At 36.4% G+C, this 24,725-nt stretch carries 14 protein-coding genes and 1 pseudogene; 7 read left to right on the top strand and 8 right to left on the bottom strand.

The features are described from left to right. Position 1 precedes the first annotated feature (1 nt). Entirely contained in the window at positions 2–3,460 is a 3,459-nt protein-coding gene (gene smc / locus AC1MPL_RS06125) for a chromosome segregation protein SMC (protein ID WP_479764924.1), read from the bottom strand. A gap of 229 nt (positions 3,461–3,689) precedes the next feature. Between smc and AC1MPL_RS06120 the strand changes: the two genes are divergently transcribed. Then, complete coding sequence (locus AC1MPL_RS06120; RefSeq protein ID WP_479764923.1) at positions 3,690–4,208, top strand: alpha/beta fold hydrolase; 519 nt, start codon at positions 3,690–3,692, stop codon at positions 4,206–4,208. 14 nt (positions 4,209–4,222) lie between these two features. Here the strand turns inward: AC1MPL_RS06120 and AC1MPL_RS06115 are convergent, their stop codons facing one another. The 4 genes from AC1MPL_RS06115 to AC1MPL_RS06100 all read right to left on the bottom strand — a co-directional run bounded on the left by AC1MPL_RS06115 (position 4,223) and on the right by AC1MPL_RS06100 (position 6,798). Beyond that, the gene (locus tag AC1MPL_RS06115; RefSeq protein ID WP_479764922.1) at positions 4,223–5,290 is read right to left on the bottom strand and encodes an omptin family outer membrane protease; all 1,068 of its coding nucleotides are present in this window, start codon (positions 5,288–5,290) and stop codon (positions 4,223–4,225) included. Between the two features lie 100 nt (positions 5,291–5,390). After that, a complete protein-coding gene (locus AC1MPL_RS06110) occupies positions 5,391–5,885 on the bottom strand; it encodes a BLUF domain-containing protein (RefSeq protein ID WP_479764921.1) in 495 nt (164 codons plus the stop codon). Between the two features lie 111 nt (positions 5,886–5,996). Continuing rightward, positions 5,997–6,524: a YecA/YgfB family protein gene (locus AC1MPL_RS06105; RefSeq protein ID WP_479764920.1), complete on the bottom strand. Its 528-nt coding sequence runs from the start codon at positions 6,522–6,524 to the stop codon at positions 5,997–5,999. A gap of 70 nt (positions 6,525–6,594) precedes the next feature. Further along, positions 6,595–6,798 (bottom strand): PA3496 family putative envelope integrity protein, encoded by a 204-nt coding sequence (locus tag AC1MPL_RS06100; RefSeq protein WP_479764919.1) that lies wholly within the window; start codon positions 6,796–6,798, stop codon positions 6,595–6,597. 277 nt (positions 6,799–7,075) lie between these two features. Here AC1MPL_RS06100 and rpoD point away from each other — a divergent pair, with 277 nt between their 5' ends. The 6 genes from rpoD (at position 7,076) to AC1MPL_RS06070 (ending at position 13,493) form a co-directional block, all read left to right on the top strand. Beyond that, positions 7,076–9,022 carry an RNA polymerase sigma factor RpoD gene (gene rpoD / locus AC1MPL_RS06095; RefSeq protein ID WP_479764918.1) on the top strand — a complete coding sequence of 649 codons (1,947 nt, stop codon included), beginning with the start codon at positions 7,076–7,078 and terminating at the stop codon, positions 9,020–9,022. Positions 9,023–9,122: 100 nt separating this feature from the next. Next, positions 9,123–9,410: a YbeD family protein gene (locus tag AC1MPL_RS06090; protein WP_479764917.1), complete on the top strand. Its 288-nt coding sequence runs from the start codon at positions 9,123–9,125 to the stop codon at positions 9,408–9,410. 57 nt (positions 9,411–9,467) lie between these two features. Continuing rightward, on the top strand, positions 9,468–10,142 hold the full coding sequence (gene lipB, locus AC1MPL_RS06085; protein WP_479764916.1) for a lipoyl(octanoyl) transferase LipB: 675 nt from the start codon (positions 9,468–9,470) through the stop codon (positions 10,140–10,142). Between the two features lie 9 nt (positions 10,143–10,151). Beyond that, on the top strand, positions 10,152–10,676 hold the full coding sequence (locus AC1MPL_RS06080) for a hypothetical protein (protein ID WP_479764915.1): 525 nt from the start codon (positions 10,152–10,154) through the stop codon (positions 10,674–10,676). Between the two features lie 5 nt (positions 10,677–10,681). Further along, a complete protein-coding gene (locus tag AC1MPL_RS06075) occupies positions 10,682–11,866 on the top strand; it encodes an iron-containing alcohol dehydrogenase (RefSeq protein WP_479764914.1) in 1,185 nt (394 codons plus the stop codon). Positions 11,867–12,086: 220 nt separating this feature from the next. Next, positions 12,087–13,493 (top strand): APC family permease, encoded by a 1,407-nt coding sequence (locus tag AC1MPL_RS06070; protein WP_479764913.1) that lies wholly within the window; start codon positions 12,087–12,089, stop codon positions 13,491–13,493. A 171-nt stretch (positions 13,494–13,664) separates the two neighbouring features. Here the strand turns inward: AC1MPL_RS06070 and AC1MPL_RS06065 are convergent. The 3 genes and pseudogenes from AC1MPL_RS06065 to AC1MPL_RS06055 all read right to left on the bottom strand — a co-directional run bounded on the left by AC1MPL_RS06065 (position 13,665) and on the right by AC1MPL_RS06055 (position 24,693). Continuing rightward, positions 13,665–14,830, bottom strand: a protein-coding gene (locus AC1MPL_RS06065) for an IS3 family transposase (RefSeq protein WP_479764079.1) whose coding sequence is annotated in 2 segments (ribosomal slippage) — positions 13,665–14,572 and positions 14,572–14,830 — 1,167 coding nt in all. Because the reading frame shifts where the segments join, the coding sequence is not laid out codon by codon here. 317 nt (positions 14,831–15,147) lie between these two features. Then, a pseudogene (locus AC1MPL_RS06060) lies at positions 15,148–22,983 on the bottom strand (YadA-like family protein); the annotation flags it as partial. A 1,236-nt stretch (positions 22,984–24,219) separates the two neighbouring features. After that, the gene (locus AC1MPL_RS06055; RefSeq protein WP_479764912.1) at positions 24,220–24,693 is read right to left on the bottom strand and encodes a tRNA (cytidine(34)-2'-O)-methyltransferase; all 474 of its coding nucleotides are present in this window, start codon (positions 24,691–24,693) and stop codon (positions 24,220–24,222) included. Positions 24,694–24,725 lie beyond the last annotated feature (32 nt).

Below are 24,725 nucleotides of genomic sequence, written 5' to 3'. Positions count from 1 at the left end.
GTCAAGACTCCGCAACTAAGCCGTATTCTTTCGCTTCTTCTAAATTCACAGTAACTAGTTTTGATGTTCCTGGCTCAGGCATTGTAACACCAAGCAGATCTGTCGCCATCGTCATTGCTAGTTTATTATGGGTAATGTAAATAAATTGTACTTGTTCTGAAAGTTCTTTCACTAAATTGCAAAATCTGCCGACATTTGCATCATCTAATGGTGCATCAACCTCATCTAGCACACAAAAAGGTGCAGGATTTAATCTAAAAATTGCGAAAACAAGCGACAATGCTGTTAATGCTTTTTCACCACCAGATAAAAGTGCCAATGAACTATTACGCTTACCTGGTGGACGTGCCATCAGTTTTACACCTGACTGCCAATCGCCATCTAAACTTAAACTTGCTTCACCACCACTAAATACTTTTGGAAAAAGCATCTTTAATTCGACATTGATCTTATCAAATGTTTGCATAAAAAGCTTTTTTGTTTCTTGATCAATACTTTTCATCGCAGCATGCAACTGCTCAATCGTATTTTCTAAATCAGACATTTGATGCGTCAATTCTTCATGGCGCTGCTTCACATCATTATATTCAGCAGAAGCAACCAAATTCACTGCGCCTAACTTAGCAAATTTAGTTTGCAGTTTTGTCAGTTTTTCCTGATGCTCAGCAACATCAATAATGACATCTTTAAGACAGTTTGCATTTAGGTTTTCCAACTGCTCACCATAATGTGATAAATCAGATTTTACCGCGTGCCATGCTAAACGCTTCTCTTCAAGTAAATCACGTAAGCGCTGATCATCAATTTCAAGCTGATGCCTTTTTTCTGTTAATTGCTGTTGTTTTGCCTGAATGGTATTTAATTCATACTGCCATTCACTTAATTGCTTTTGAAGCTTATCAACACAAATTATTTGCTCCTCATATTGCTGCTGCAATAAAGGAATTTCATTAGTAGATGGCTGAATTAATGTCGTTAAATGTGAAATTTGTGTATGTACTTGCTGTAACTGTGCAGTTAAAAATGATTGATCTTTATCTAAAAGACCACTTTCTTGCTGACAAGCATTTAATTTTTCACGAACATCATGATAATTTTGTTCCCGCTGTTTTAAAGTTTCTGTAAGCACTTCAAGATCATTCTCAGATGCAAATACAACTTGCTGTGCCCGATCGTATTGAGGTGCTAGAGCAGATACCTTCATTGCTATTGCATGTATATCTATTTCTAGATCATCTTTTTGCATTGCATCTTCTTCAAGCTGAATCTCCACTTGCTTTAACTGCTCATGCAACTGCTGATGTTGTGCTATATATGCTTGATGCTTACTTTGTAACTTAATCACTGAAACATTAAGCGCTTGTGCTTGATTCTGCTGTTGCTTTAACTGCTGCTGCTGCGATGAAATGACGTGCTGATGCTGTTCAAGCCGATCTTTCACCTCAGAAAGATTTTTTTCACCTACAGCATACTTTTCCTCGAGTACCTTTAACTCATTGATAATTTCTTCAAGACGAATCTTATGACTCAGCATTCCCTGTGCAACTTGACTGTCTTCATCATAAAATAAAGCAACCACCCAATCTAAGCCAAGCCAATATCCATCAAGCGTTAAAATCGTTTGCCCTACCTTCAACTTACTTTGTAGCGCCAAACCATTTTTAAATGTATCTACAATGGCAATATCATTACAGAAAGAAAGCTGTGGATGTTCAATCCATGAAGCAAGCACAGGTAAGTCTAAAATTTTATGGTTAAGCCTATCTTCCTTATTTAACACGACTTGTCTAGCGACATCTTTCCTAAGCTGACTATCACTTTCTAATACCTCAGCAGAAAGCCATTTTGCTAAAAACTTCTCTATTAAACTCGCATATGTTTTTGCTTCAGACTTTAACTCTAGAATTTGTATTAATTGCTGATATGAGTTTTTTTGCTTTGATACAGTTGTTTTTGCGAGCAGTTTGTCTAAGTTAATTTTTTCTTGTCGTAAAATCTTAATTTGCGAATGGACATCATCACAAGTTGTTTTTGCTTCATCATATGCTTGTTGAAGCTGTTTTAACTTTGATGCATCATCACTTAAAATTTTTTCAGTTAAATCAATGCCTGCCAGTAAATCTTGATACTCTTGCTGTAACTCTTGGACTAAACCATCATCATTATCTTTATTTAGTCTTTTAAGCTGTAACAGTAAAACATCTTTTTGTTGTTGTCCTCTTTGAATGTTTTTATTGAGCTGTACTTGTTGTGATTGTAAGGTCTGCTCTCTTTGTTTTTGTTGCTCAAATGTTTGGGATAATACTTCTAATGCTTTTTTCTTATCTTTATATAAAAGTTTGACTTTTTCTATTTCAGCTTTACTTTCGGAAACCTCTTTCTCACACCGAACCACTTGCTGCTGAAAAGTATCTTGTCCTGTATATAAATCATCAAGCTGAATATCAAGCAATTGTATTTTTTGTTTAATTTCCTTTTTTTGGTCTTCTAACAAATGAAGTTGGTTTTTATTCTGCTCAAGCAACTGAATCTTCTGCTCTAATTGCATTTGCATAGATAATCTTTTGTTATCTGCAAGTTGCCACTCTTGCTGTAAAGGTGAGGAGTTTTTTATCAACCGTTGAAAAATTTTACTTACATCATTTAAATCATGTTCAACCGTATTTAGCTCCGAACGTGTTTGCTTAAAAGACTCACCAAGCTCATCCATTTGTAGCGTATATTCTTGCTGTAGCTGAATACTTTTTTCATACTGAAATGATAAAATTTCCACTTTCACTGTCAGTATTTCTTTTTCTAACTCTTGGTATTGCACAGCATTTTCAGATTGACGCTTTAATGTTTTAAGCTGTGTTTTTAGTTCACTTTCAATATCTTCTAAACGAGATAAATTTTGGGTTGTTTGTTCTAAATGGTGCAGTGTTTCTTTACGGCGTGACTGATAACGAGAAATACCTGCTGCTTCTTCAATAAAAACACGCATCTCATCAGGCTTCGCATCAATCAAACGATTAATCATCCCCTGCTCAATCACTGCATAAGAGCGTGGCCCAAGACCTGTTCCTAAGAAAATATCGGTAATGTCACGACGTCGGCAACGTGTTCCATTTAAAAAGTATTCAGATTTCCCCTCTCTAGTCACTTGCCTGCGTACTGCCAACTCATTATAAGCATTGTACTCACCGCCAAGCTTTCCATATGTATTATCAAAGCGTAATTCTACACTTGCAACACCAACAGGCTTACGTTTTGCTGTTCCTGTGAAAATGACATCTTGCATACTTCCACCACGTAATTGACGAGCACTAGACTCCCCCATTACCCAACGAACAGCATCAATAACATTCGACTTTCCACAACCATTGGGTCCAACAATCGCACTACGGTTTGCTTTAAATTTTAATGTAGTCTGATCTGCAAACGACTTAAATCCAGAAAGCTTTAAACTGCTTAAACGCATACAATACCAATATTTTAAAAAACTTATCTTTTCTCGCTATAAATGATTTATAGCTATAACTAGGGGTGCTATTCTTGTTGAAAACACCGTATAAATAAAGTGCTTTTTTAAACTTATTCAATTAAAGTTAGAACAATCATTAAAATTAATTAAAGATATGCACTATTTTTATTTTCTTCCCGGCGCTTCAGGCAATACAGATTTTTGGCAGCCTCTTTTTCAATACTATATGAATAATACGCCATATAAGGGCAAAGTAATTGCATACCCTGGCTTTTATAACGCACCATGCGAAACACACATTCAGTCTTTTGAGCAATTGAGTGATCATGTTTTATCTCAAATTGTAAAACCAAGTATTCTCATTGCTCAGTCAATGGGGGGTTTATTTGCAATACGAGCAGCATTGGAAAAGAATAATTTAGTCAAAGGCTTAGTTCTTGTTGCAACTTCAGGAGGTATTCCTTTAGACAAATTCGATGTGCAAGACTGGAGGACAGACTATCACCAACAACAAGCCCATACACCAGACTGGTTTATAAAAACACAAGCCAATTATGAAAAAGAACTGGCATCCATAAAAATACCCGTTCTTCTCATTTGGGCAAGTGCAGATCCTATTAGCCCCCTACCCATTGCATTAAAACTACAGTCTTACTTACCTCAAGCTGAACTAAAAGTTATTAAATCTACAAGCCATCACTTCGCATCCATGCATACTCAAGAAATAAAAGATTATATTAACTAATTTCTTACTTTACTCTAGAACTGATACTGCGCACCAATACCTAAGTTATAGTATTTAGAGGAAATACCTGCATTACTTTCTGAAGTATCCCCTTTAATTGTCATTGTTGCAGGAGCAAATTTATAAGCATTCCAAGTAACTTCACCAAATATTTTTACTTTAGGAGCGATATAGTAGCCTCCATTGAGTGTTACAGAATAATAATCTGAGATTTCACCTTTGCTATAAAACGTAATATCTCTAGCATAATGCTCATCTTGATCACGTGCTCTCACCCACTGACTCATTTTTGCAATTGCATTAAACTCATACTTATCATAAATATAAGTCGTTACTAATCCCACATAAGGTGTTCTAAAATTTTGCTGATACCCAATACCAGATTCATTTTCAGGAAAACTTCCTTCATATAACATGGCTGTACCTCTAATATAATTTCCTGAGGTATCTGTTGCGCCATAATGATACTGACCACCTTTGGCAGTCCAGCTAAATCGGCTTTGTTCATACCCTACAAGCAAGCCCATTTTATAATTTGATGTTTTAGCAAACCAAGAAGTAAAATTGATATCAATTTTATTAGCAGAATTTAAAGAAGTGTTTGGATGATGTGACCAGTCCGTCTTAAGCGATCTGGCTTGTGGATCTCTCCAATCGTAATCATCCATTTGTACAATACTTGAAGATAATGTCGTCCAACCATTAATACTTACGCTTAACCATGAGTTTAAATCCCATGTAAAATCTGCCTTTATTGTAGGTATATTTTTTATCTCCCAGTTTAGCAAACTAAGCATATCTCTATTATTACCCGTAAAAACATACTCTTTAGCTTCACCACCAGTAAGAATAGAAGGGGTTAAACTAAAATACATAGGTCTTACAGAATTTTTTTCTTTTTCTTCTACTTGCTGTATATTCTGTTGATTCAGATAATTTTTAGATACAGGCTCTGCTATAACTTCTGATTCATTTACAACTTCAACTGGATCTAATTTATCCCATGAAGTTGCATAAATAGATGTCATTGGGAAAAAACTAAAAATAAACAAGTAATTTAATGGCTTCAATTGAAAGTGCATTTGGTTTACTTCGTAAAAATTATTAACCAAATAATAACAAAATAATAAAACATAGTATATTTTTTATTATAATTTAAATAATTAATAATATCCCTATTAACTAAATATAATTACTGTAGCCTCGTTTATATCCTCTAGAGTTATTACTAGATACTTTCTTATCTTTACTTGTTTCTTTTAACATCCCTTCCTGCGCACTCAATAAATAGTTAATAAACTCAAAAACTTGAGAAGTATTAAGCTTTGTAGGCTGAAAGTAATCATAGTTTTTTTCTTTAAAGAACAAATCAACATCTTTATTGGTTTGAACATATTTCATTGACCAGTCACCAAATTCAATTTTTTGTATTTCTTTTTTTGTAAGTAATAATACATCCTGATGTCTTCTATCTTTTTTTATATTCTCAAAAAGCTGCTCTACAATACTTTGTTCACCTTCCAAACATTGGAAAAAGGAATTATGAGCATAGTATAAAACACCATTAATATTATTAGATCGATTAAATCGAATAGTTTCCGTTAAAATATCCCTCAAATCTTGTAAAAGCTCCTGATGACCTTTACGCGTGCTTGCATAGCATAATTGTATTAACATAAGTCATTCTCACCAAATGGATTCCTAACCATTTTAAGATAATATTAATGCGTAAATTACTTTCCTTCTATGTAAAAATGCCTCACATTTTCATGGAGGCATTTTTGTCAATTATGCATTTGGCGTATGATACATCAAGTATAATTCATTAAGGTTATTTGGTATTTCTTCTGCAATTTCATCCATAAGTTGTCCATTTCTACGAAATGACTCCATCTGAGGATCTTCTTCATCAATACCACTAAAAACCATCATTGGTAAAGTTAAATCGATAAGCTGCTCTTCAAACTCAGGAGTAAACCAAGCTTCTTCATTTAAGAACATTGCATCAACAAATCCCACCGACCAATCACCAAGACTTGAATCCACATCTGCTTCTTCTACCTCAAATGGGAAATCTATACCTTCCTCATTTGCAAGATTTTGGCGAATATCATCTAACCACAGCTTAACTTGTTCAATAATATTCTTTGGGACAGATTGCTGTTTTTGATCAAATAATTCTTCTAACCATTGTTTAAATAGTGGACCAACTGCAATTGCACTAAGAAAACCATGAGTTGCAGCAAAATCTAGACCATGTTCGTTTTGGTCACCATCTAAATATTCAGCCAAGAGATCTAAATCTAAAGCACTCATATTTTCTATCACTCATTTTAACTCTCTAATTAATAGAGAATAACATTGATTTATGACAATCGTAAAAATTTTACGCTTCATCATCATCGAAGTCATCATCATCGAAGTCATAATCAAACTCTTTAAGTTCTTTTTCAAGACGACGCTGTGCGAGTAGATCGTCAATTAAACGACGTTTCTCTAATGATTCTTTTGCAGTAATTTTACTTGATGATTCGTCAAAACTGGAATCATCATCATAACTTTCATCTAATTCAAAATCTGTAGAAGACACTCAACTACACCTCAGTAAAATAATACCCTTAAAGCCGCTATTTATCTTGGTTCTTAACTTTTGTCAAGAATAATATATCTAAATTCCTTCGTTATTATAAAAAGTGCTTTTTTTATAACAAATTTGATATATTTTTATATAACAGACATAAACATATCATGTATAACTTGAAAAAAAAGCATATACCCTTATATATCATACAATACTGCATCAGATTTGATATAATGTCAGACAAGACATATCATTTCTCAAAAAAATATTCGTAAATTGTGCTATAATGCACGGTTTTTCACTGCCACAGATTCAACTAAAGAGTAAGCATAAGATGAGCGATATGAATTCCCCTACTTCTCAAGTAGCGGCTCTGATTAGCCGAGGCAAAGAACAAGGTTATTTAACTTACGCTGAGGTTAACGATCATCTCCCAGACTCGATTACCGAAAGCGAACAGATAGAAGACATTATACAAATGCTTCAGGACGTTGGTATTCCTGTCCATGAACGCGCTCCTGAAACTGATGACACTGTGTTTGGTGAATCTGCTGATACTGGTGACGAAGTTGCAGAAGAAGAGGCTGCTGCCGTTTTAGCATCTGTAGAAAGTGAACCTGGCCGCACTACCGATCCAGTACGCATGTATATGCGTGAAATGGGAACTGTAGAACTTCTAACTCGTGAGGGCGAGATCAGCATTGCAAAACGCATCGAAGAAGGTATTCGTGATGTATTGCATGCTATTGCTTATTGGCCAAATGCTGTTGAAGTTGTACTTAAAGAATATGAAGATTATGGCAACGGCGAACGACGTTTAGCTGATATTCTATCAGGTTACTTAGACCCTGAGTCTGATGAAGAAATTCCTGAAGTTTTAGAAGAAGAAAGCCATTTAAATGATGATGAGGAATCAACGACTTCAACAAAATCTAAAAAAGACACTAAATTAGATGATGATGAAGATGAAGACGAGGAATCTGACTCTGACTCAGATGATTCAGAAGGTGATTCTGGACCTGATCCTGAAATTGCACGTATACGCTTTACAGAGCTACAACAATCATGGGCAACGGCAAAAGAAATTATTGCTAAGCATGGACGTGAGTCAAAAGAAGCTGATGTTGCATTGCAAAATTTAGCAACAGTCTTCATGATGTTTAAATTTACACCCCGCCTATTTGAAATTATTTCTGAAATGATTCGCGGCACACATGACCAAATTCGTCAGTCAGAGCGTGAAATCATGCGCTATGCTTTACGTCGTGGTCGTATGGATCGTACTCAGTTTAGAAAAAGTTTTCCTGGACGTGAGTCAAGCTTAACTTGGTTAGATGAACAAATTGAAGTTACGCCTACTGAAATGCGTGGTTATCTAGAAAAAGTACGCCCTGATATTCTTGCTTTCCAACAAAAAATTGCAGATACAGAGAAAGATCTTGGTTTATCTGTTGTAGAAATTAAAGATATTTCTAAGCGTATGACTGTTGGTGAAGCCAAAGCACATCGTGCTAAAAAAGAAATGGTTGAAGCAAACTTACGTCTTGTAATTTCTATTGCCAAAAAATATACCAACCGTGGTTTACAATTCTTGGATCTTATTCAAGAAGGTAACATTGGTTTGATGAAAGCTGTTGATAAGTTTGAATACCGTCGCGGTTATAAATTCTCAACTTATGCAACATGGTGGATTCGCCAAGCAATTACACGTTCAATTGCAGACCAAGCACGTACCATTCGTATTCCTGTACACATGATTGAAACGATTAACAAAATTAATCGTGTATCACGCCAGCTTTTACAAGAAATGGGAAGAGAACCAACACCTGAAGAACTTGGTGAGCGTCTAGAAATGGATGAGGTTCGCGTTCGCAAAGTGTTAAAAATTGCGAAAGAACCAATTTCAATGGAAACGCCTATTGGTGATGATGAAGACTCTCATTTAGGTGACTTCATTGAAGATGCAAATATTACATCTCCTGTAGATGCTGCAACTTCAGAAGGTCTAAAAGAAGCAACACGTGATGTACTTGAAAACCTTACAGAACGTGAAGCACGTGTGTTAAAAATGCGTTTTGGTATCGATATGCCAACGGATCATACTCTTGAAGAAGTTGGGAAACAATTTGATGTCACACGTGAACGTATTCGTCAAATTGAAGCGAAAGCATTACGTAAATTACGCCACCCTTCACGCTCAGAACACTTACGCTCATTTCTTGAGAATGACTAATCTGTAAGAGTTGAAAAAAATATGATAAGCCCCAATATATGGTTTATCTGATATAAAAACGTCTGCATATCTGCAGGCGTTTCTACATAAAGAGGCACATATGTTAGACCGTACCCCATCAAGAGAGCTACAAGAAGACCTTTGGGTATTTCCAATGGACTATCCAATTAAACTCATTGGCGAAGCAGGCGATCAGTTACATACAGCCGTTGTTGAAATTTTGGTAAAACACTTCCCTAATTTCGAAAAAGAAACGCTTACTGTACAACCATCACGTACTGGAAAGTATCACTCGATCACTGCCCAGTTACGCTTTGATGAATTAGAACAAGTCCATGCTTTATATGCAGACCTTGCAGCTTGCCCTTTAATCAAAACTGCACTGTAACATAAAATAAACCAGTACATTAGCGACTGGTTTATTTTTTATATTTAGGGATTTCACATGCGTGAGTCTAATACTACCATCTCTCATGAGATTAGAATCCGTTGTTTTAATCATTTTCAAGATTACAAACAAATTTTCGAATCTATGAAAGAGTTCACAAATTGTCGGGATGACAATACACCTGATGAAGTTTGGCTTTTACAACATAATAATACTTTAACTCAAGGCCAAGCAGGAAAAGCAGAACATATCCTAACCTCTAGCAATATTCCCATAGTATATACAGACCGTGGTGGGCAAGTTACATGGCATGGACCAGGTCAACTTGTCGCTTATTTCCTATTAGATCTTAATCGTTTATCTTGGAATGTACGCACACTTGTTAGTTTTGTTGAAAAAATGATGATTGACTTACTTTCTAAATATAAAATTCAAGCATATGCGAAGGCAGATGCGCCTGGAGTTTATGTAGATGAGAAAAAAATTGGATCATTAGGATTTAAAATACGTAAAGGTCGTAGTTATCATGGATTTGCATTAAATATAAATTGTGAGCTTAGTGCTTTTCATACAATTAATCCGTGCGGTTATGCAGGTCTTGAAATGACTCGTATCCATGACCTCATTCAAGCAAAAGATAAACTACCAACCATAGAAATGCTTTACGAGGATATAATTGAGTATTTATCAAACTGTAATTACTTTAAAGAAGTTCAGGTAAATAACCTATAAGGATCTGTCATGCAAAAAAACCATATCAAACCTGCTATGCAGCATGCTTATGTTAAATTTATGATGGATATTATTGGTCGTGGTCTTGTTATGGCTAACCAAGTCGATACAGAAATTCAGCAAGAAGTGAAAGGTTTTCCAGTTGGTTTTATTTTTGCAATGAAAGTATTCCCAAACGGGCCATCATTTACTCTAAAAGTTCATAAAAACGGTCTACTTGAGCAAGCAAATAAAGATGAAAAACCTCACTTAAGTATAATATTTAAGCACATTTATCATGCTTATTTAGTCTTTTCATTTCAAGAAAGTACAGCACGTGCTTTCGCAAATGATCGTATGATTGCAGATGGTGATCTATCACATGCCATTCGATTAGTTCGATGCCTAAACAAAATGGAAGCTCTAATCTTGCCAAAGCCACTTGCAAACTTAGCGATTAAGCATTATCCATCTCAATTAAAGCTAAAAGATAAAGTAAGCCATGCAAGCCGTATTTATTTGAAACTTGCACAGTCATTTGTAAAACGGAGTTAATATCTATGACAAAACCATATTATGAGTTTTTTTGTCCCGTTAAAATCATTGCTGGGCATGCTGCTTTAGAAAATATTCCTTTTGAGCTACATACACTCGGCTCAACAAACCCAATGATTATCACCGATGAAGGCATTCGCAAAAATAACCTTATCTCTCCTATTGAAGATATTTTTATTGCTGCAAATTATCAAATTGGTCATATTTTTGATAATGTACCTGCAGATTCCAGTTTAGAAACTGTGAAAGCAGCAGCAGATGCCTATAGAGCACACAATTGTGATTCAATTTTGGCAATTGGTGGCGGTTCAGTAATTGATACAGCTAAAGCAACCAATATTTTAGTTTCAGAAGGTGGTCATGATTTATTAAAATATTCAGGTGCACATAACCTTCCAAAGCCTCTTAAACCTCTTTTCGTCATTCCAACCACATCTGGTACAGGTTCTGAAGCAACTATGGTTGCTGTTGTCGCAGACAAAAAAAATAATGTAAAACTTGCTTTTGCATCGAATTATCTGATGCCAAATGCTGCCATTCTAGACCCAAGAATGACTTTAACATTGCCTAGACATATTACTGCAATGACTGCAATGGATGCACTCACACATGCTATTGAAGCATACACCTGCATGGCGGCAAATCCTTTAAGTGATGCATATGCAACAGCTGCCATTAAAAAAGTGACAACTCACCTTTTTACTGTGCTCAAGGCCCCTAAAAATGAACAGGCAAGACTGGAACTTGCACAAGCCTCAACAATGGCAGGTATTGCTTTTTCAAACTCAATGGTAGGCCTTATTCATGCTTTAGGTCATGCGCTTGGTGCTGTTTCGCACTTACCTCATGGGCTATGTATGAACCTATTTTTGCCATATGTACTCGATTATAACCTATCTCATAATTCACAAAAGCTTGCAGAACTTCTGTTACCTATTGCTGGCTCCGAAATCTATGCTGCAACGCCTCAAGAACATAGAGCCGAACATACTATTAGTATGATTTTGGCAATGCGTGATCAGCTCTTTGATATGGTTCAACTGCCTAGAACACTTCGTGAAACACATAAAGTTTCTCATGAACAGTTTGATGAAATTGCAGAGAAAGCACTTAATGATGGCTCCATTATCTATAACCCTAAAGAAGCTACACTTGAAGATTTAAAAAATATTCTAGAAAAAGCTTGGTAAATCTCATCTATAGAAAAGCTCAAAATCGTTTGTGTTTTGAGCTTTTTTTGTTATATAAATAAAAAAGCAATCCGTAAGAAAAAACAAATATTGTTAAAAAAACTATTTTTCCTTACAAATTTAAGAATCTTACTATAAAATTGCGCGCTTCACTCAAAAGTAGGGAGGATCGTTCGTCCTAAACGATCCTTAATTTATAGCTGATCCTTGATCAAAAAACATGAGGATATCGCCGTTGGATAATACATCTGGGACTCAACCGGCAGCATCACTGCAAAAATCTCTTCTCCTTGGACACATTATCGTTATTGGTTTGGCATATATACAACCCATGACTTTGTTCGATACCTTTGGAATGGTATCTGCAGCAAGTGTTCAACACGTTCCAACATCTTACTTTTTTGCTCTATTAGCAGTACTATTTACTGCAATTAGCTATGGACATATGATTAAGCGTTATCCATCTTCGGGTTCTGCATATACCTATGTTCAGCGTTCTATTCATCCAAATGCAGGCTTTATGGTGGGTTGGTCTTCTCTCCTCGACTATATCCTTAGCCCTATGGTCAATATTCTTCTTGCTGTTATTTACCTTACAAGTATGTTCCCAGATGTAAATCATTGGATATGGGTTATTGGTTTAACTCTATTTATGACTTGGGTAAATCTTAAGGGCATTAAATTTGTTGCAAACTTCAATGGCTTAATCGTACTTTTTCAAATATTAGTCATTGTTATTTTTACATTTTTAATTATTAAACAGCTACTCTTAGGTAATACTGCATTAAATACACTTGGTCTTTCTCAAGCACATGATGCAAAAATTTGGTCAACCACACCATTTTTTAGCGATCATGCACAAGTCAGTGCTCTTATTACGGGTGCAACAATATTATGTTTTTCATTCACAGGATTTGATGCATTAAGCTCTCTTGCAGAAGAAACGCATAATACAGACAAAGTACTACCACGTGCTATTTTCCTTACTGCACTCATTTCAGGCTTAATATTTATTGCAGCAACATACTTCATGCAATTATATTTCCCAGGGAATCCTAGCCAATATTTCTCAGATGTTAATGCAACTCAACCCGATATTTTACGTATCGTCGGTGGTGAGCTATTTAAATCAGTTATTCTTGGTTTTGCAATTATTACGGTAATGGCTTCAGGTATCTCAGCACATGCAGGTGTATCACGCTTAATGTATGTAATGGGTCGTGATGGTGTATTTAATAAAAAATACTTTGGTCAAATTAGCCCTAAAACAGCTGTACCAAAATTCAATATTATATTGGTTGGTTTAATTGCATTATCAGCAGGGTTTACAGATTTAGATCACGTTGTATCTTTAATTAGCTTTGGTGCCCTAACTGCCTTTAGTTTTGTAAACCTCTCAGTAATTTCACAATACGCACTTCGTGAGAATCGTGTTAAAACACCTAAAGAAATTTTCAACTATATTGCCATACCAAGTCTTGGTTTTATTGCAGTAGGTCTACTCTGGCTACAGATCGATCACACTGCATTGAAATGGGGAATTGTATGGGCTGTTATTGGTGTTCTATTTCTAGGTTATAAAACAAAAGGATTTAAAATCCCACCACCACAATATAAAAACGACTAAATTAAAAAGCCAGCGATTTCTATCGCTGGCTTTTTTAAAAATAAAACTAGACTATAAATTTTATATAAAGACTTTGACTTATTTAATTTTTCCTTTCCTATCTATTAAAAGAAAATAATTAAGACCATCTGATGTGTGCTGAATTATCAGGAGACTTTCACTTGGGAGATTTTAGGCAGCCAACTTGCAAAAGTCCTCTGCCATTTGATTTGGTGTCTTAAAATCCAAACCTTTTTGAATTCTTCGTTGATTATAAAATAACTCTATGTATTTTGTAATCTCCGCTTTGGCTTCTTCCCTCGTTTTATAGCTATGATGATGCACCAATTCGTTTTTGAGTATGCCCCAGAAGCTTTCAATCGGTGCATTATCGTAACAATCGCCACGCTTGCTCATTGAACCCTGAAAGCCACATTTTTCAAGTAAGTTTCGATATTCATGACCGCAATATTGGCTGCCTCTGTCTGAATGCACAATGAGGTCCTTAGTTGGTTTTTGATTGCGAATAGCCATATTCAATGCATCACAAACAAGCTTGGCTGTCATACGCTCATTTAAGCTGTAGCCAACCACTTGTTTCGTGTAAAGGTCTTTTACAGCTGCTAAGTACAACCAGCCTTCAGTTGTCCATATATACGTAATATCACTCGACCACGCTTGATTTGGTTTAATCATTGAGAATTGTTGTTCAAGCAAATTTGGATAGATCGCTCGGTTATGGTCACTGTTCGTTGTTCTTTTGAAACGCTTGTGGCGCTTACAATACAGCTGATTTAACTTTTTTATCTGACGAACGGCATAGGCACTAATTTTTACGCCCTGAGCCTGTAAATGCTTGGTTAAACGAATATAGCCATAGCTCTGTTTCGTTTCCTCATGTGCTATTTTGACCAAAATTGCTTGTTGATTTCGCTGAATTGATTGTTTACTCACACCTTGTTTTAGCCAATCATAAAAGCATGAAACTGATACGTGAAGTAAGCGAGCCATCAAAATAATAGGAAATAAGTGTCTTTGCGATTTCATATAGGCGTACCTTACTGACTTTCTTTGGCAAAGTACGCTGCTGCCTTTTTTAGAAATTCACGTTCCATTTCGGCTGTTTTAAGCTGCTGTTTAAGTTTTTTATTTTCTTCGAGTAAAGCATTTAGATCAGGTGAATACTGTTTTGTACCGGCTAAAGTCCCTGCCTTTGCCTTTGTATTCCAGTTCGAAAGGGTTTGCATGGAAATGCCGAGTTCTCTAGCTGTTTGGGATACATTGCCTTGATTGGCTTCTATTGCTTTGATCGCTTCAGCTTTAAATTCTGCCGTATACGTCTTGTGTTTCTTGCTCATGGTAAACTCCTGATGAGTATGTATAGTTTACCAAGTTAAACCCTCCTGTTTTTTCAGCAGACATCAATCAGCCAAGTAACAATATATATCTAAAGTAAGATCTATCTAAATAGATTAATTAAATAATATTGAGAATTTCTTTAAGTTAGATAGACTTAAAAATAGCTTACAACATACTCCAAAGATATTTACTTAGAATCTATACGTCTTTATATATAATAAAGAAACCTTTTGGCTTACCAATAACTCAGATTTATTATCCACTAAAAATCCCAAATAAATTGGGATTTTTAGTACAACTTTCTTACTAGATTATATTATTTCCATTGATATCCAACAGAAATTGCACCACTTACATTGTTTCTTGTATCGGCAGAAGCACCAAACTTCCAGATATATTTATTACTATTTGTGATTGCGCTCACACCCACAGATACTGCACCCTCACCACGATATCCACCTACACCAGCACTCACCATACTCATACCAGCTTCGCTAGGCTGTGGTAAGTTGCCAACTGCCATGGCACCAGCAATACCTGCATTAGTTTGATTTCTTAATTTATTAATTTGCTCACCAGTCTGAACAAATGCACTTTCTAAATTGCTTACTCGGTTATCTACAGACGATACTGCACTACCAACATCATGATATGTTTTACCATCTGATAATGTGTAACTTGGAGCAGTAACTTGTCCATCACTACCAACTGATGCACCACCCCCCAAATAACTCGCAACATTACCATTTGCTGTATATAGTTGTGAACCATTAACCGTATCTGATGAAGTGGAGCTCAGTGTACCATTAGCAACGCCTGTAATCTGACGATTTCCAGATGTTCCAGATACATCAACTTTAGTACCTCCTGTCGTTTTACCAATATTAATATCACTACTATTATCAGCCTGTTGAGTCACACCTGATTTACCACTAGTCAAATCACTTACTGTACTTTGAATACTACTAATACTATTACTATTTGTTGTAATCTGAGTCTGTAAATCATCTCTAACTGCTGCAACTTGACCACCATTTACAGCATCTTTTGAGCCATCTTGAATTTTACCATCTGCAACATTTGTAATTGTAGTACCTGTAGATCCACCGCCTAATGTAATTTTATCTTTATTCACACTACCATCAGCATTCTTATCATATTGAACAGATGAGTTCGAAAGATTACTTACAGTAGTATTAACATTGGCAACCGCTGAGTCTAACTGACCTTTATTAACAGCATCAGTCGCTTTTGTACCAGCAGCAACATTTGTAATTGTGGTACCTCCTGCATCTATACCACTCTTACTAACACTAGGACCTGTAGTGTTTCCTGCTGAATCTTTAAAGTTCAGGCCATCTGTACCAACATATGTACTTGAACCATCTTTAGAGGTATAAATAGTACTATCTGCATTATATTTTGCATTTGTACCTGTTGTATTATTTACAACGGTTATACCAGATGCATTTGTCGTTGTAGTATTTCCACTACTGTCTTTTAATGCAATATTTGAAGCGGTCATTGAGGATGTATTACCTGAGCTATCACTCATAGAAATACCATTCTTGTCTAAAACCGTATTTCCTGCTGTAACACTTTCAACATCTATCGCTTTTCCAGTTGTATTTGCCTCTTGAACTGCTGTATTCAAGGCATTTAGAGCGCCTGAAATAGTGGTTTGTGTTTGCCCTGATATATTGTAGCTTGGTGTAGTAATCGAGCCATCTGTATTTACTTTAGAGCCCCCACCAATAATGCTCACAATAGAGTTAGTACTTGTATCAACTTTATTATTTACTGATTTTAACTGAGATACGTTAACTGCATCACTATCTTGCGTACCTGCGGCCACACCTGTAATTTGACGATAAACTCCATTTGTTGAGTCACCCACTGCTACCGAACCAGTCGTTGAAGTGGTTGCTGAAATTGCTTGCTTGTCACTACTCGCAACAGTTGTTGGTGTATAACCACTGACTTCTCCAGCTGTTCTTGAAGCAGAGCCCGTACCTAATACAACTGAACCATCCGTAGTTTGAGTAATATTATTACCTATAGCAAAAGTATTATTAGTAGATACAGTATTATTATTACCTACGCTATAGCTGTTATTACCACTTACTGTACTTGGATCACCAAATGCACCAGCATTATTACCAGAAACAGTATTTCCTGTACCAATACTAATTGATTGATTCCCTGAAGCTTTTGCACTGTCTCCAATCGCAATTGCAGACTCTCCACTTACTTCAGATTTATTACCAATCACTACTGAACTAACCGCTTTACTGTCTGCTTTCGTATTGACACCTAAAGCAACTGCATTATCTGCTGCCGCATCAATAATCGCATTAACACCTATAGCTGTAGAATAAATACCACCCGCACTAGAATCGTTAGTCAAACCATTAATTTTACTCAAATCACCATTGGTATGCGCATATTTAATACCATTCTTATTCATACTTTGAATAGTTTCACCGATAGTAGCTTGGTCAGTTACAGTTTGGCCTGATTTATCATAAGTTAGAAATAAAGACGCATCGTTTAAATTACTAATATTTTTATTAACTATCTGATTAGTAATATTAACGCTGTTACCAGTTCCATCTGTAACATTAGTAACACTATTGCTAATATCTGTAGCTAAGGTATCTAATTGACCTTTATTCACTGCATCTGAAGCATTTACACCATTTGCAATATTCGTCAGTGTTGTTCCACCACTTGTAACTACACTATTGCCTTTACTATCTGTACCAATAACAGCTGTTGTGCCATTCCCTCCGCCAGCAGTAATACTGTTGTAGTTAACTGTACCATCCTCATTTTTATCATATTGAACAGCATTCCCTGAAAGTTTGCTGACACTACTGGTTACTTGATCGATTTCACTATCTAACTGACCTTTGGTCGCTGCATCTGTAGATGCTGTTCCATCTTTTAAGTTGCTGATGGTAGTACCGTTGGCATCAATACCTGTCGCTGTTACGCTTGGTCCTGTTGCTTTACCACTCGCATCTGTAAAGCTTAGACCTGTTCCACCAACAACTGCTGTGCCTGTAGCCGTACCATTGGTATAGTTCGTGTATGTGCTATTGTTCGCACCATATACTGCTTGTCCTGTCGTATTGCCACTGCTGTCTTTCGCAGTTACCGTCGTACCTGAAGCAGTAGTTGCTGTGCTACTGCCTGTTGTACCATCAGTTAATGTATTGGTCGTTGCTGTCGTTGTGTTGGTATCACCAGAAGCATCTTTAATGGTTGAACCTGTTAAACTGTAATTGGCACTAATGCTATTGCCACTACTGTCTTTGCCAGTAATACTTGTACCTGAACCTGACAGTACAGCTTTATTTCCACTACTGTCTGTCGTGGTAATCCCTGTATTATTTTGTACTGTATTGCCTGTCGTAACACTGCCATCACTACCTAAATCAATTGCTTTGGCAAGCTTAACCGTTAGGCCATCTGTACCATTTGCAACCACACCAATATTATTATCGGTCAATTTAGAGGTATCTGTCACACCACCTTTTACCGTAATGGTTTGACCCAATTTACGAGTAACATCGGTTCCTGTATCTCCACCAAATGTAATTGGTTTCACAACTTGACTATTCAGATTTGTTAATGCATCGCCAACGTTGTTTGCACTGCTTGTTGTTCCATCTGTATTCGTTGTTGTATAAGTCGGTGTACTAATCGTACCTGTACTTGAGTCGTAAGTCGCTCCACCACCTAAAGCTGAGGCTGTGCTTGTACCTGCTGTATTAGATTTATCACTTCCTGCAGATGCAATAGCATCTAACTGACCTTTGGTCACTGCATCTGTAGATGCTGTTCCATCTTTTAAATTACTGATGGTAGTGCCGTTGGCATTAATTCCTGTCGCTGTTACGCTTGGTCCTGTTGCTTTACCACTTGCATCTGTAAAGCTTAGACCTGTTCCACCAACAACTGCTGTGCCTGTAGCCGTACCATTGGTATAGTTCGTGTATGTGCTGTTGTTCGCACCATATACTGCTTGTCCTGTCGTATTGCCACTGCTGTCTTTCGCAGTTACCGTCGTACCTGAAGCAGTAGTTGCTGTGCTACTGCCTGTTGTACCATCAGTTAATGTATTGGTCGTTGCTGTCGTTGTGTTGGTATCACCAGAAGCATCTTTAATGGTTGAACCTGTCAAACTGTAATTGGCACTAATGCTATTGCCACTACTGTCTTTGCCAGTAATACTTGTACCTGAACCTGACAGTACAGCTTTATTTCCACTACTGTCTGTCGTGGTAATCCCTGTATTATTTTGTACTGTATTTCCTGTCGTAACACTGCCATCACTACCCAAATCAATTGCTTTGGCAAGCTTAACCGTTAGGCCATCTGTACCATTTGCAACCACACCAATATTATTATCGGTCAATTTAGAGGTATCTGTCACACCACCTTTTACCGTAATGGTTTGACCCAATTTACGAGTAACATCGGTTCCTGTATCTCCACCAAATGTAATTGGTTTCACAACTTGACTATTCAGATTTGTTAATGCATCACCAACGTTGTTTGCACTGCTTGTTGTTCCATCTGTATTCGTTGTTGTATAAGTCGGTGTACTAATCGTACCTGTACTTGAGTCGTAAGTCGCTCCACCACCTAAAGCTGAGGCTGTGCTTGTACCTGCTGTATTAGATTTATCACTTCCTGCAGATGCAATAGCATCTAACTGACCTTTGGTCGCTGCATCTGTAGATGCTGTTCCATCTTTTAAGTTGCTGATGGTAGTACCGTTGGCATCAATACCTGTCGCTGTTACGCTTGGTCCTGTTGTTTTACCACTTGCATCTGTAAAGCTTAGACCTGTTCCACCAACAACTGCTGTGCCTGTAGCCGTACCATTGGTATAGTTCATGTATGTGCTGTTGTTCGCACCATATACTGCTTGTCCTGTCGTATTGCCACTGCTGTCTTTCGCAGTTACCGTCGTACCTGAAGCAGTAGTTGCTGTGCTACTGCCTGTTGTACCATCAGTTAATGTATTGGTCGTTGCTGTCGTTGTGTTGGTATCACCAGAAGCATCTTTAATGGTTGAACCCGTTAAACTGTAATTGGCACTAATGCTATTGCCACTACTGTCTTTGCCAGTAATACTTGTACCTGAACCTGACAGTACAGCTTTATTTCCACTACTGTCTGTCGTGGTAATCCCTGTATTATTTTGTACTGTATTGCCTGTCGTAACACTGCCATCACTACCTAAATCAATTGCTTTGGCAAGCTTAACCGTTAGGCCATCTGTACCATTTGCAACCACACCAATATTATTATCGGTCAATTTAGAGGTATCTGTCACGCCACCTTTTACCGTAATGGTTTGACCCAATTTACGAGTAACATCGGTTCCTGTATCTCCACCAAATGTAATTGGTTTCACAACTTGGCTATTCAAGTTTGTTAATGCATCGCCAACGTTGTTTGCACTGCTTGTTGTTCCATCTGTATTCGTTGTTGTATAAGTCGGTGTACTAATCGTACCTGTACTTGAGTCGTAAGTCGCTCCACCACCTAAAGCTGAGGCTGTGCTTGTACCTACTGTATTAGATTTATCACTTCCTGCAGATGCAATAGCATCTAACTGACCTTTGGTCACTGCATCTGTAGATGCTGTTCCATCTTTTAAGTTGCTGATGGTAGTGCCGTTGGCATCAATACCTGTAGCCGTTACGCTTGGTCCTGTTGTTTTACCACTTGCATCTGTAAAGCTTAGACCTGTTCCACCAACAACTGCTGTGCCTGTAGCCGTACCATTGGTATAGTTCATGTATGTGCTATTGTTCGCACCATATATTGCTTGTCCTGTCGTATTGCCACTGCTGTCTTTCGCAGTTACCGTCGTACCTGAAGCAGTAGTTGCTGTGCTACTGCCTGTTGTACCATCAGTTAATGTATTGGTCGTTGCTGTCGTTGTGTTGGTATCACCAGAAGCATCTTTAATGGTTGAACCTGTCAAACTGTAATTCGCACTAATGCTATTGCCACTACTGTCTTTGCCAGTAATACTTGTACCTGAACCTGACAGTACAGCTTTATTTCCACTACTGTCTGTCGTGGTAATCCCTGTATTATTTTGTACTGTATTGCCTGTCGTAACACTACCATCACTACCCAAATCAATTGCTTTGGCAAGCTTAACCGTTAGGCCATCCGTACCATTTGCAACCACACCAATATTGTTATCAGTCAATTTAGAGGTATCTGTCACACCACCTTTTACCGTAATGGTTTGACCCAATTTACGAGTAACATCGGTTCCTGTATCTCCACCAAATGTAATTGGTTTCACAACTTGACTATTCAAGTTTGTTAATGCATCGCCAACGTTGTTTGCACTGCTTGTTGTTCCATCTGTATTTGTTGTCTTATATGTTGGTGCACTGATCGTACCTGTGCTTGAATCATAAGTTGCTCCACCGCCTAAAGCTGAAGTTGTAGAAGCCCCTAAATTTGAAGTATAAGTTCTAGCCTGCTTTAACTGAGCAACATTGACAGCATCAGTATCTTGTGTACCAGCTGCAAGTCCTGTTATTTGGCGGGTAATGCTATTACTTGTATCCCCTACAGATATCGCTCCGTATGTAGATTTCCAAGTCGATGTTGTAGAACTAGATGTATTACCAGTAAGTGGGTTATACCCAACTGAACCGGCTGCTGTTGAAGCAACAGAACTTGCACCAAGTGCAACACTATTATCTACAGATGCCGAGGATGATGCTCCTAGTGCTGTTGAGCTTGAACCACTTGCTACCGCACCTGTACCAAATGCCGCTGAATTACTTGCAGAAGCATTGGCTCCAGATTTTTTTGTACTACCCGATCCTATAGCAACTGCATTTGTACCATCTGCATAAGAGTTAATACCAACTGCAATAGAGCCACTTTGATATGCTTTGGATACTGCACCAACTGCAATAGAACCTTGTCCATCCGCTAAGGATGTAGTACCCAGTGCAAGTGAAGCATTACCATTTGCTGTAGATTTCATTCCAAGCGCACTAGAAAATGCTCCTGCAGAAACTGCCTGTGCACCTAACGCAGTTGATGCAGCTCCACTAGATGTTGTACTTTGCCATTGGCTCTTTGTTAACGTATCACCTGTTATACTTGTATATGTTGCACCTGCGGTATCAATTGCACTATTAATATCATCTGAACCAATTGCAATACTAGAGTTACCCGTTGCTTTAACATCATTACCTAAAGCTGTAGACTGGTCGCCCGTAGCCTCTGCTTTTGAACCTACTGCAACTTGCTGACCATAACCACTATTAGATGAATTACCTGCAACACTGTGCTCACCAATTGCTGTAGAATTTGTATTTGAATTTACAACCTCTGATGAAGCACCTATGGCTAACCCATTTGCGCCAGAACTAGTGGCTTGATAACCAACTGCTGTAGCACCCTGTACAGTTGCAGATGCACCCGAGCCGAAGCTAGCACTATTTAAGCTAGTTGCACTTGATGAAGTACCAATCGCTATCGCATTTGTCTGTGCGCTTGAAGCACTAGACCCAATCGCTATAGATTGATTCCCCGTAGCTGATGTTCCTTTACTCGTACTACCATCACTCGTTGATGTTTGAGAGGAGCCTATTGCTATAGCATTTACGCCAGCACTTGCATTAAGTGTAGATACACTCCCTATTCTTGTTGAATAAGTACCATTCAATATATCTGTAATACCAGCTCTCCCTCCATTTACATAGAGGTTTTGCCCCAAACTTAAACTAGAAGATGCTCCACTACTGTCTTTAGCCGTCCCACTAGGCCCAAAAAAAAGAGACTCCGTTGTCTGTGTAGATGGCGTCACATTACAAGCAGAATTAACTCCCTGAGTTGTTCCACCTGAATCTACTAGCTGCATACATCCATTATCTACCCCATCATTAATATATACACCACCTGCTGCAATAGCAGATGATATAGACATATAATTACTTAAAGCGATTATTACTGCGGTTAAAGTAAATCTTAACGACTTCTTTATTCTTTTCTTATCATTTACTGTCGTATTTATTGTTTTAGACTTTCCTTTAGATTTCGCAATTTCAGAAACAACAACCCAAGAATTAGTTATTTGATTCCAAACAACTTTATATATTTTATTCACTTTTATACCTCTATTTGTTTTACATTGTGGTTTTAATTAAATTTTAGTTTTAATGTTATTTTAGTTTTAATATTATTTTATAAAAAAGCAAATAATAAAAAAATATATAAAATTAATAATACTTATCACATCTAATAAAAAAGTATAAATATGTGATTTTAATTAACAAAAAAACTATTAAAAATACAAAAAAACTAGGAATAATATCAATATCATTAAAAATAATACATACAATAAATCAAATAATAATTTCTATAAAATATTAGTAACTAAAAATACATTTTATAAAAAAATCAAGATCTTATAGTATATTTTAGATTACTATTTTTTTATTTAGGATGTTTTATTATAGAAATAGAAGCTTGATTACTACACATATCTATAAATATAAATTTTTAAATATCATAACCTTAAACCCAAGAAATTGTATTTTAATTTCTAAATACTATTGGTCTACCAAAATCAGAAGAGGATTGATATAGATATCGGTTTTTTGACTTTGATCAATAATCTGATCTTAGTACTAGAGCCAAAGCATCAATAAAAATGGTTTCAATTACCTAAATAACAAATCGTTTATTTACTCAATTCACACCACTTAAATACTTATTATTTTTATTAATTAAATCAAAGGAATAAATACATATAATATAAATTATATGTAATAATAAGTACTGACGATAAACTTAGTAAAATATTTTACAGCAGATGTAAAATTATATTGAAATTACACCAACTCCAGTATTAAAAAAAATTTAAATTAGACTTAACTATTTTAATTACTCATTGAATTTTATATTTTTTTAGAAAAAAATAATATATCATCATGGTATCACATACAGTATTTTTAATACTCCTTACAGATTTAATTTATTCAAAAGTATAAAATAATTATTTCAAATCATTTTAAGGATGAAACCTCAGCCTTTACTCTACTAAAATTATCTTTATTACAAAGAAATATATCTTTGATTCTACGTATTATTTATTCTATAAATGCGGTATTAAACATATTTACTAATATTATCTGTCACAAATAAATTTTTAAAGTACGATATCTTTAGATGTAATTTTTATTGGCCATTTATATCAGTCCAGAGTTTTTCATCAATCCTTGATGTAAATATTTCTCTAGCATTTAATCATCTAGTTAATAAAAGCCCTATCTTTATAATCGATATATTACAAATTTTAAGGCTTTTTGCTATATAACTTATATATTTAAATCAAAGGTTTAAAACCTTGCTGACGCCATGCCTCATATACAATTACAGCCGTCGCATTGGACAAATTTAGGCTACGTGAGTTTGCGGCCATAGGTAAACAAATCCATTGTTCTTCAGGAAACATTTTCCGTACGCTTTCTGGTAACCCTCTTGTTTCAGGCCCCATCAATAATGCAACAGGCTGATTTAAATTGACTGTATGAGGTGTTGCTTTCCCTTTTGTTGTTAAAGGAAAAATATGTTTAATACCTTGCTGACCTAAGTAACTCAAGCACTCTTCAAAATGATCCCAAATTTTCATACGTGCATACTCATGATAATCCAGACCCGCACGTCTTAATTTTTTATCATCTAGCTCAAATCCTAAAGGTTTTACTAAATGTAACTGCGCACCTGTATTTGCACATAAGCGAATAATATTACCCGTATTACTAGGAATTTCAGGCTCAAATAAAACAACATGTATCACAAATTTTTCTCTACTTTTCTGTTTAGCTAATC

This window comes from Acinetobacter sp. N1-1 (assembly GCF_056711485.1).
The sequence above is the reverse complement of the archived record's forward strand: the minus strand, read 5'-3'. Positions and strand labels throughout refer to the sequence as shown.

Coding starts and splice junctions, on each gene's coding strand:
- smc (WP_479764924.1), bottom strand. CDS start 3,460: ATGCGTTTAAGCAGTTTAAAGCTTTCTGGATTTAAGTCGTTTGCAGAT.
- AC1MPL_RS06120 (WP_479764923.1), top strand. CDS start 3,690: ATGAATAATACGCCATATAAGGGCAAAGTAATTGCATACCCTGGCTTT.
- AC1MPL_RS06115 (WP_479764922.1), bottom strand. CDS start 5,290: ATGCACTTTCAATTGAAGCCATTAAATTACTTGTTTATTTTTAGTTTT.
- AC1MPL_RS06110 (WP_479764921.1), bottom strand. CDS start 5,885: ATGTTAATACAATTATGCTATGCAAGCACGCGTAAAGGTCATCAGGAG.
- AC1MPL_RS06105 (WP_479764920.1), bottom strand. CDS start 6,524: ATGAGTGCTTTAGATTTAGATCTCTTGGCTGAATATTTAGATGGTGAC.
- rpoD (WP_479764918.1), top strand. CDS start 7,076: ATGCACGGTTTTTCACTGCCACAGATTCAACTAAAGAGTAAGCATAAG.
- AC1MPL_RS06090 (WP_479764917.1), top strand. CDS start 9,123: ATGTTAGACCGTACCCCATCAAGAGAGCTACAAGAAGACCTTTGGGTA.
- lipB (WP_479764916.1), top strand. CDS start 9,468: ATGCGTGAGTCTAATACTACCATCTCTCATGAGATTAGAATCCGTTGT.
- AC1MPL_RS06080 (WP_479764915.1), top strand. CDS start 10,152: ATGCAAAAAAACCATATCAAACCTGCTATGCAGCATGCTTATGTTAAA.
- AC1MPL_RS06075 (WP_479764914.1), top strand. CDS start 10,682: ATGACAAAACCATATTATGAGTTTTTTTGTCCCGTTAAAATCATTGCT.
- AC1MPL_RS06070 (WP_479764913.1), top strand. CDS start 12,087: ATGAGGATATCGCCGTTGGATAATACATCTGGGACTCAACCGGCAGCA.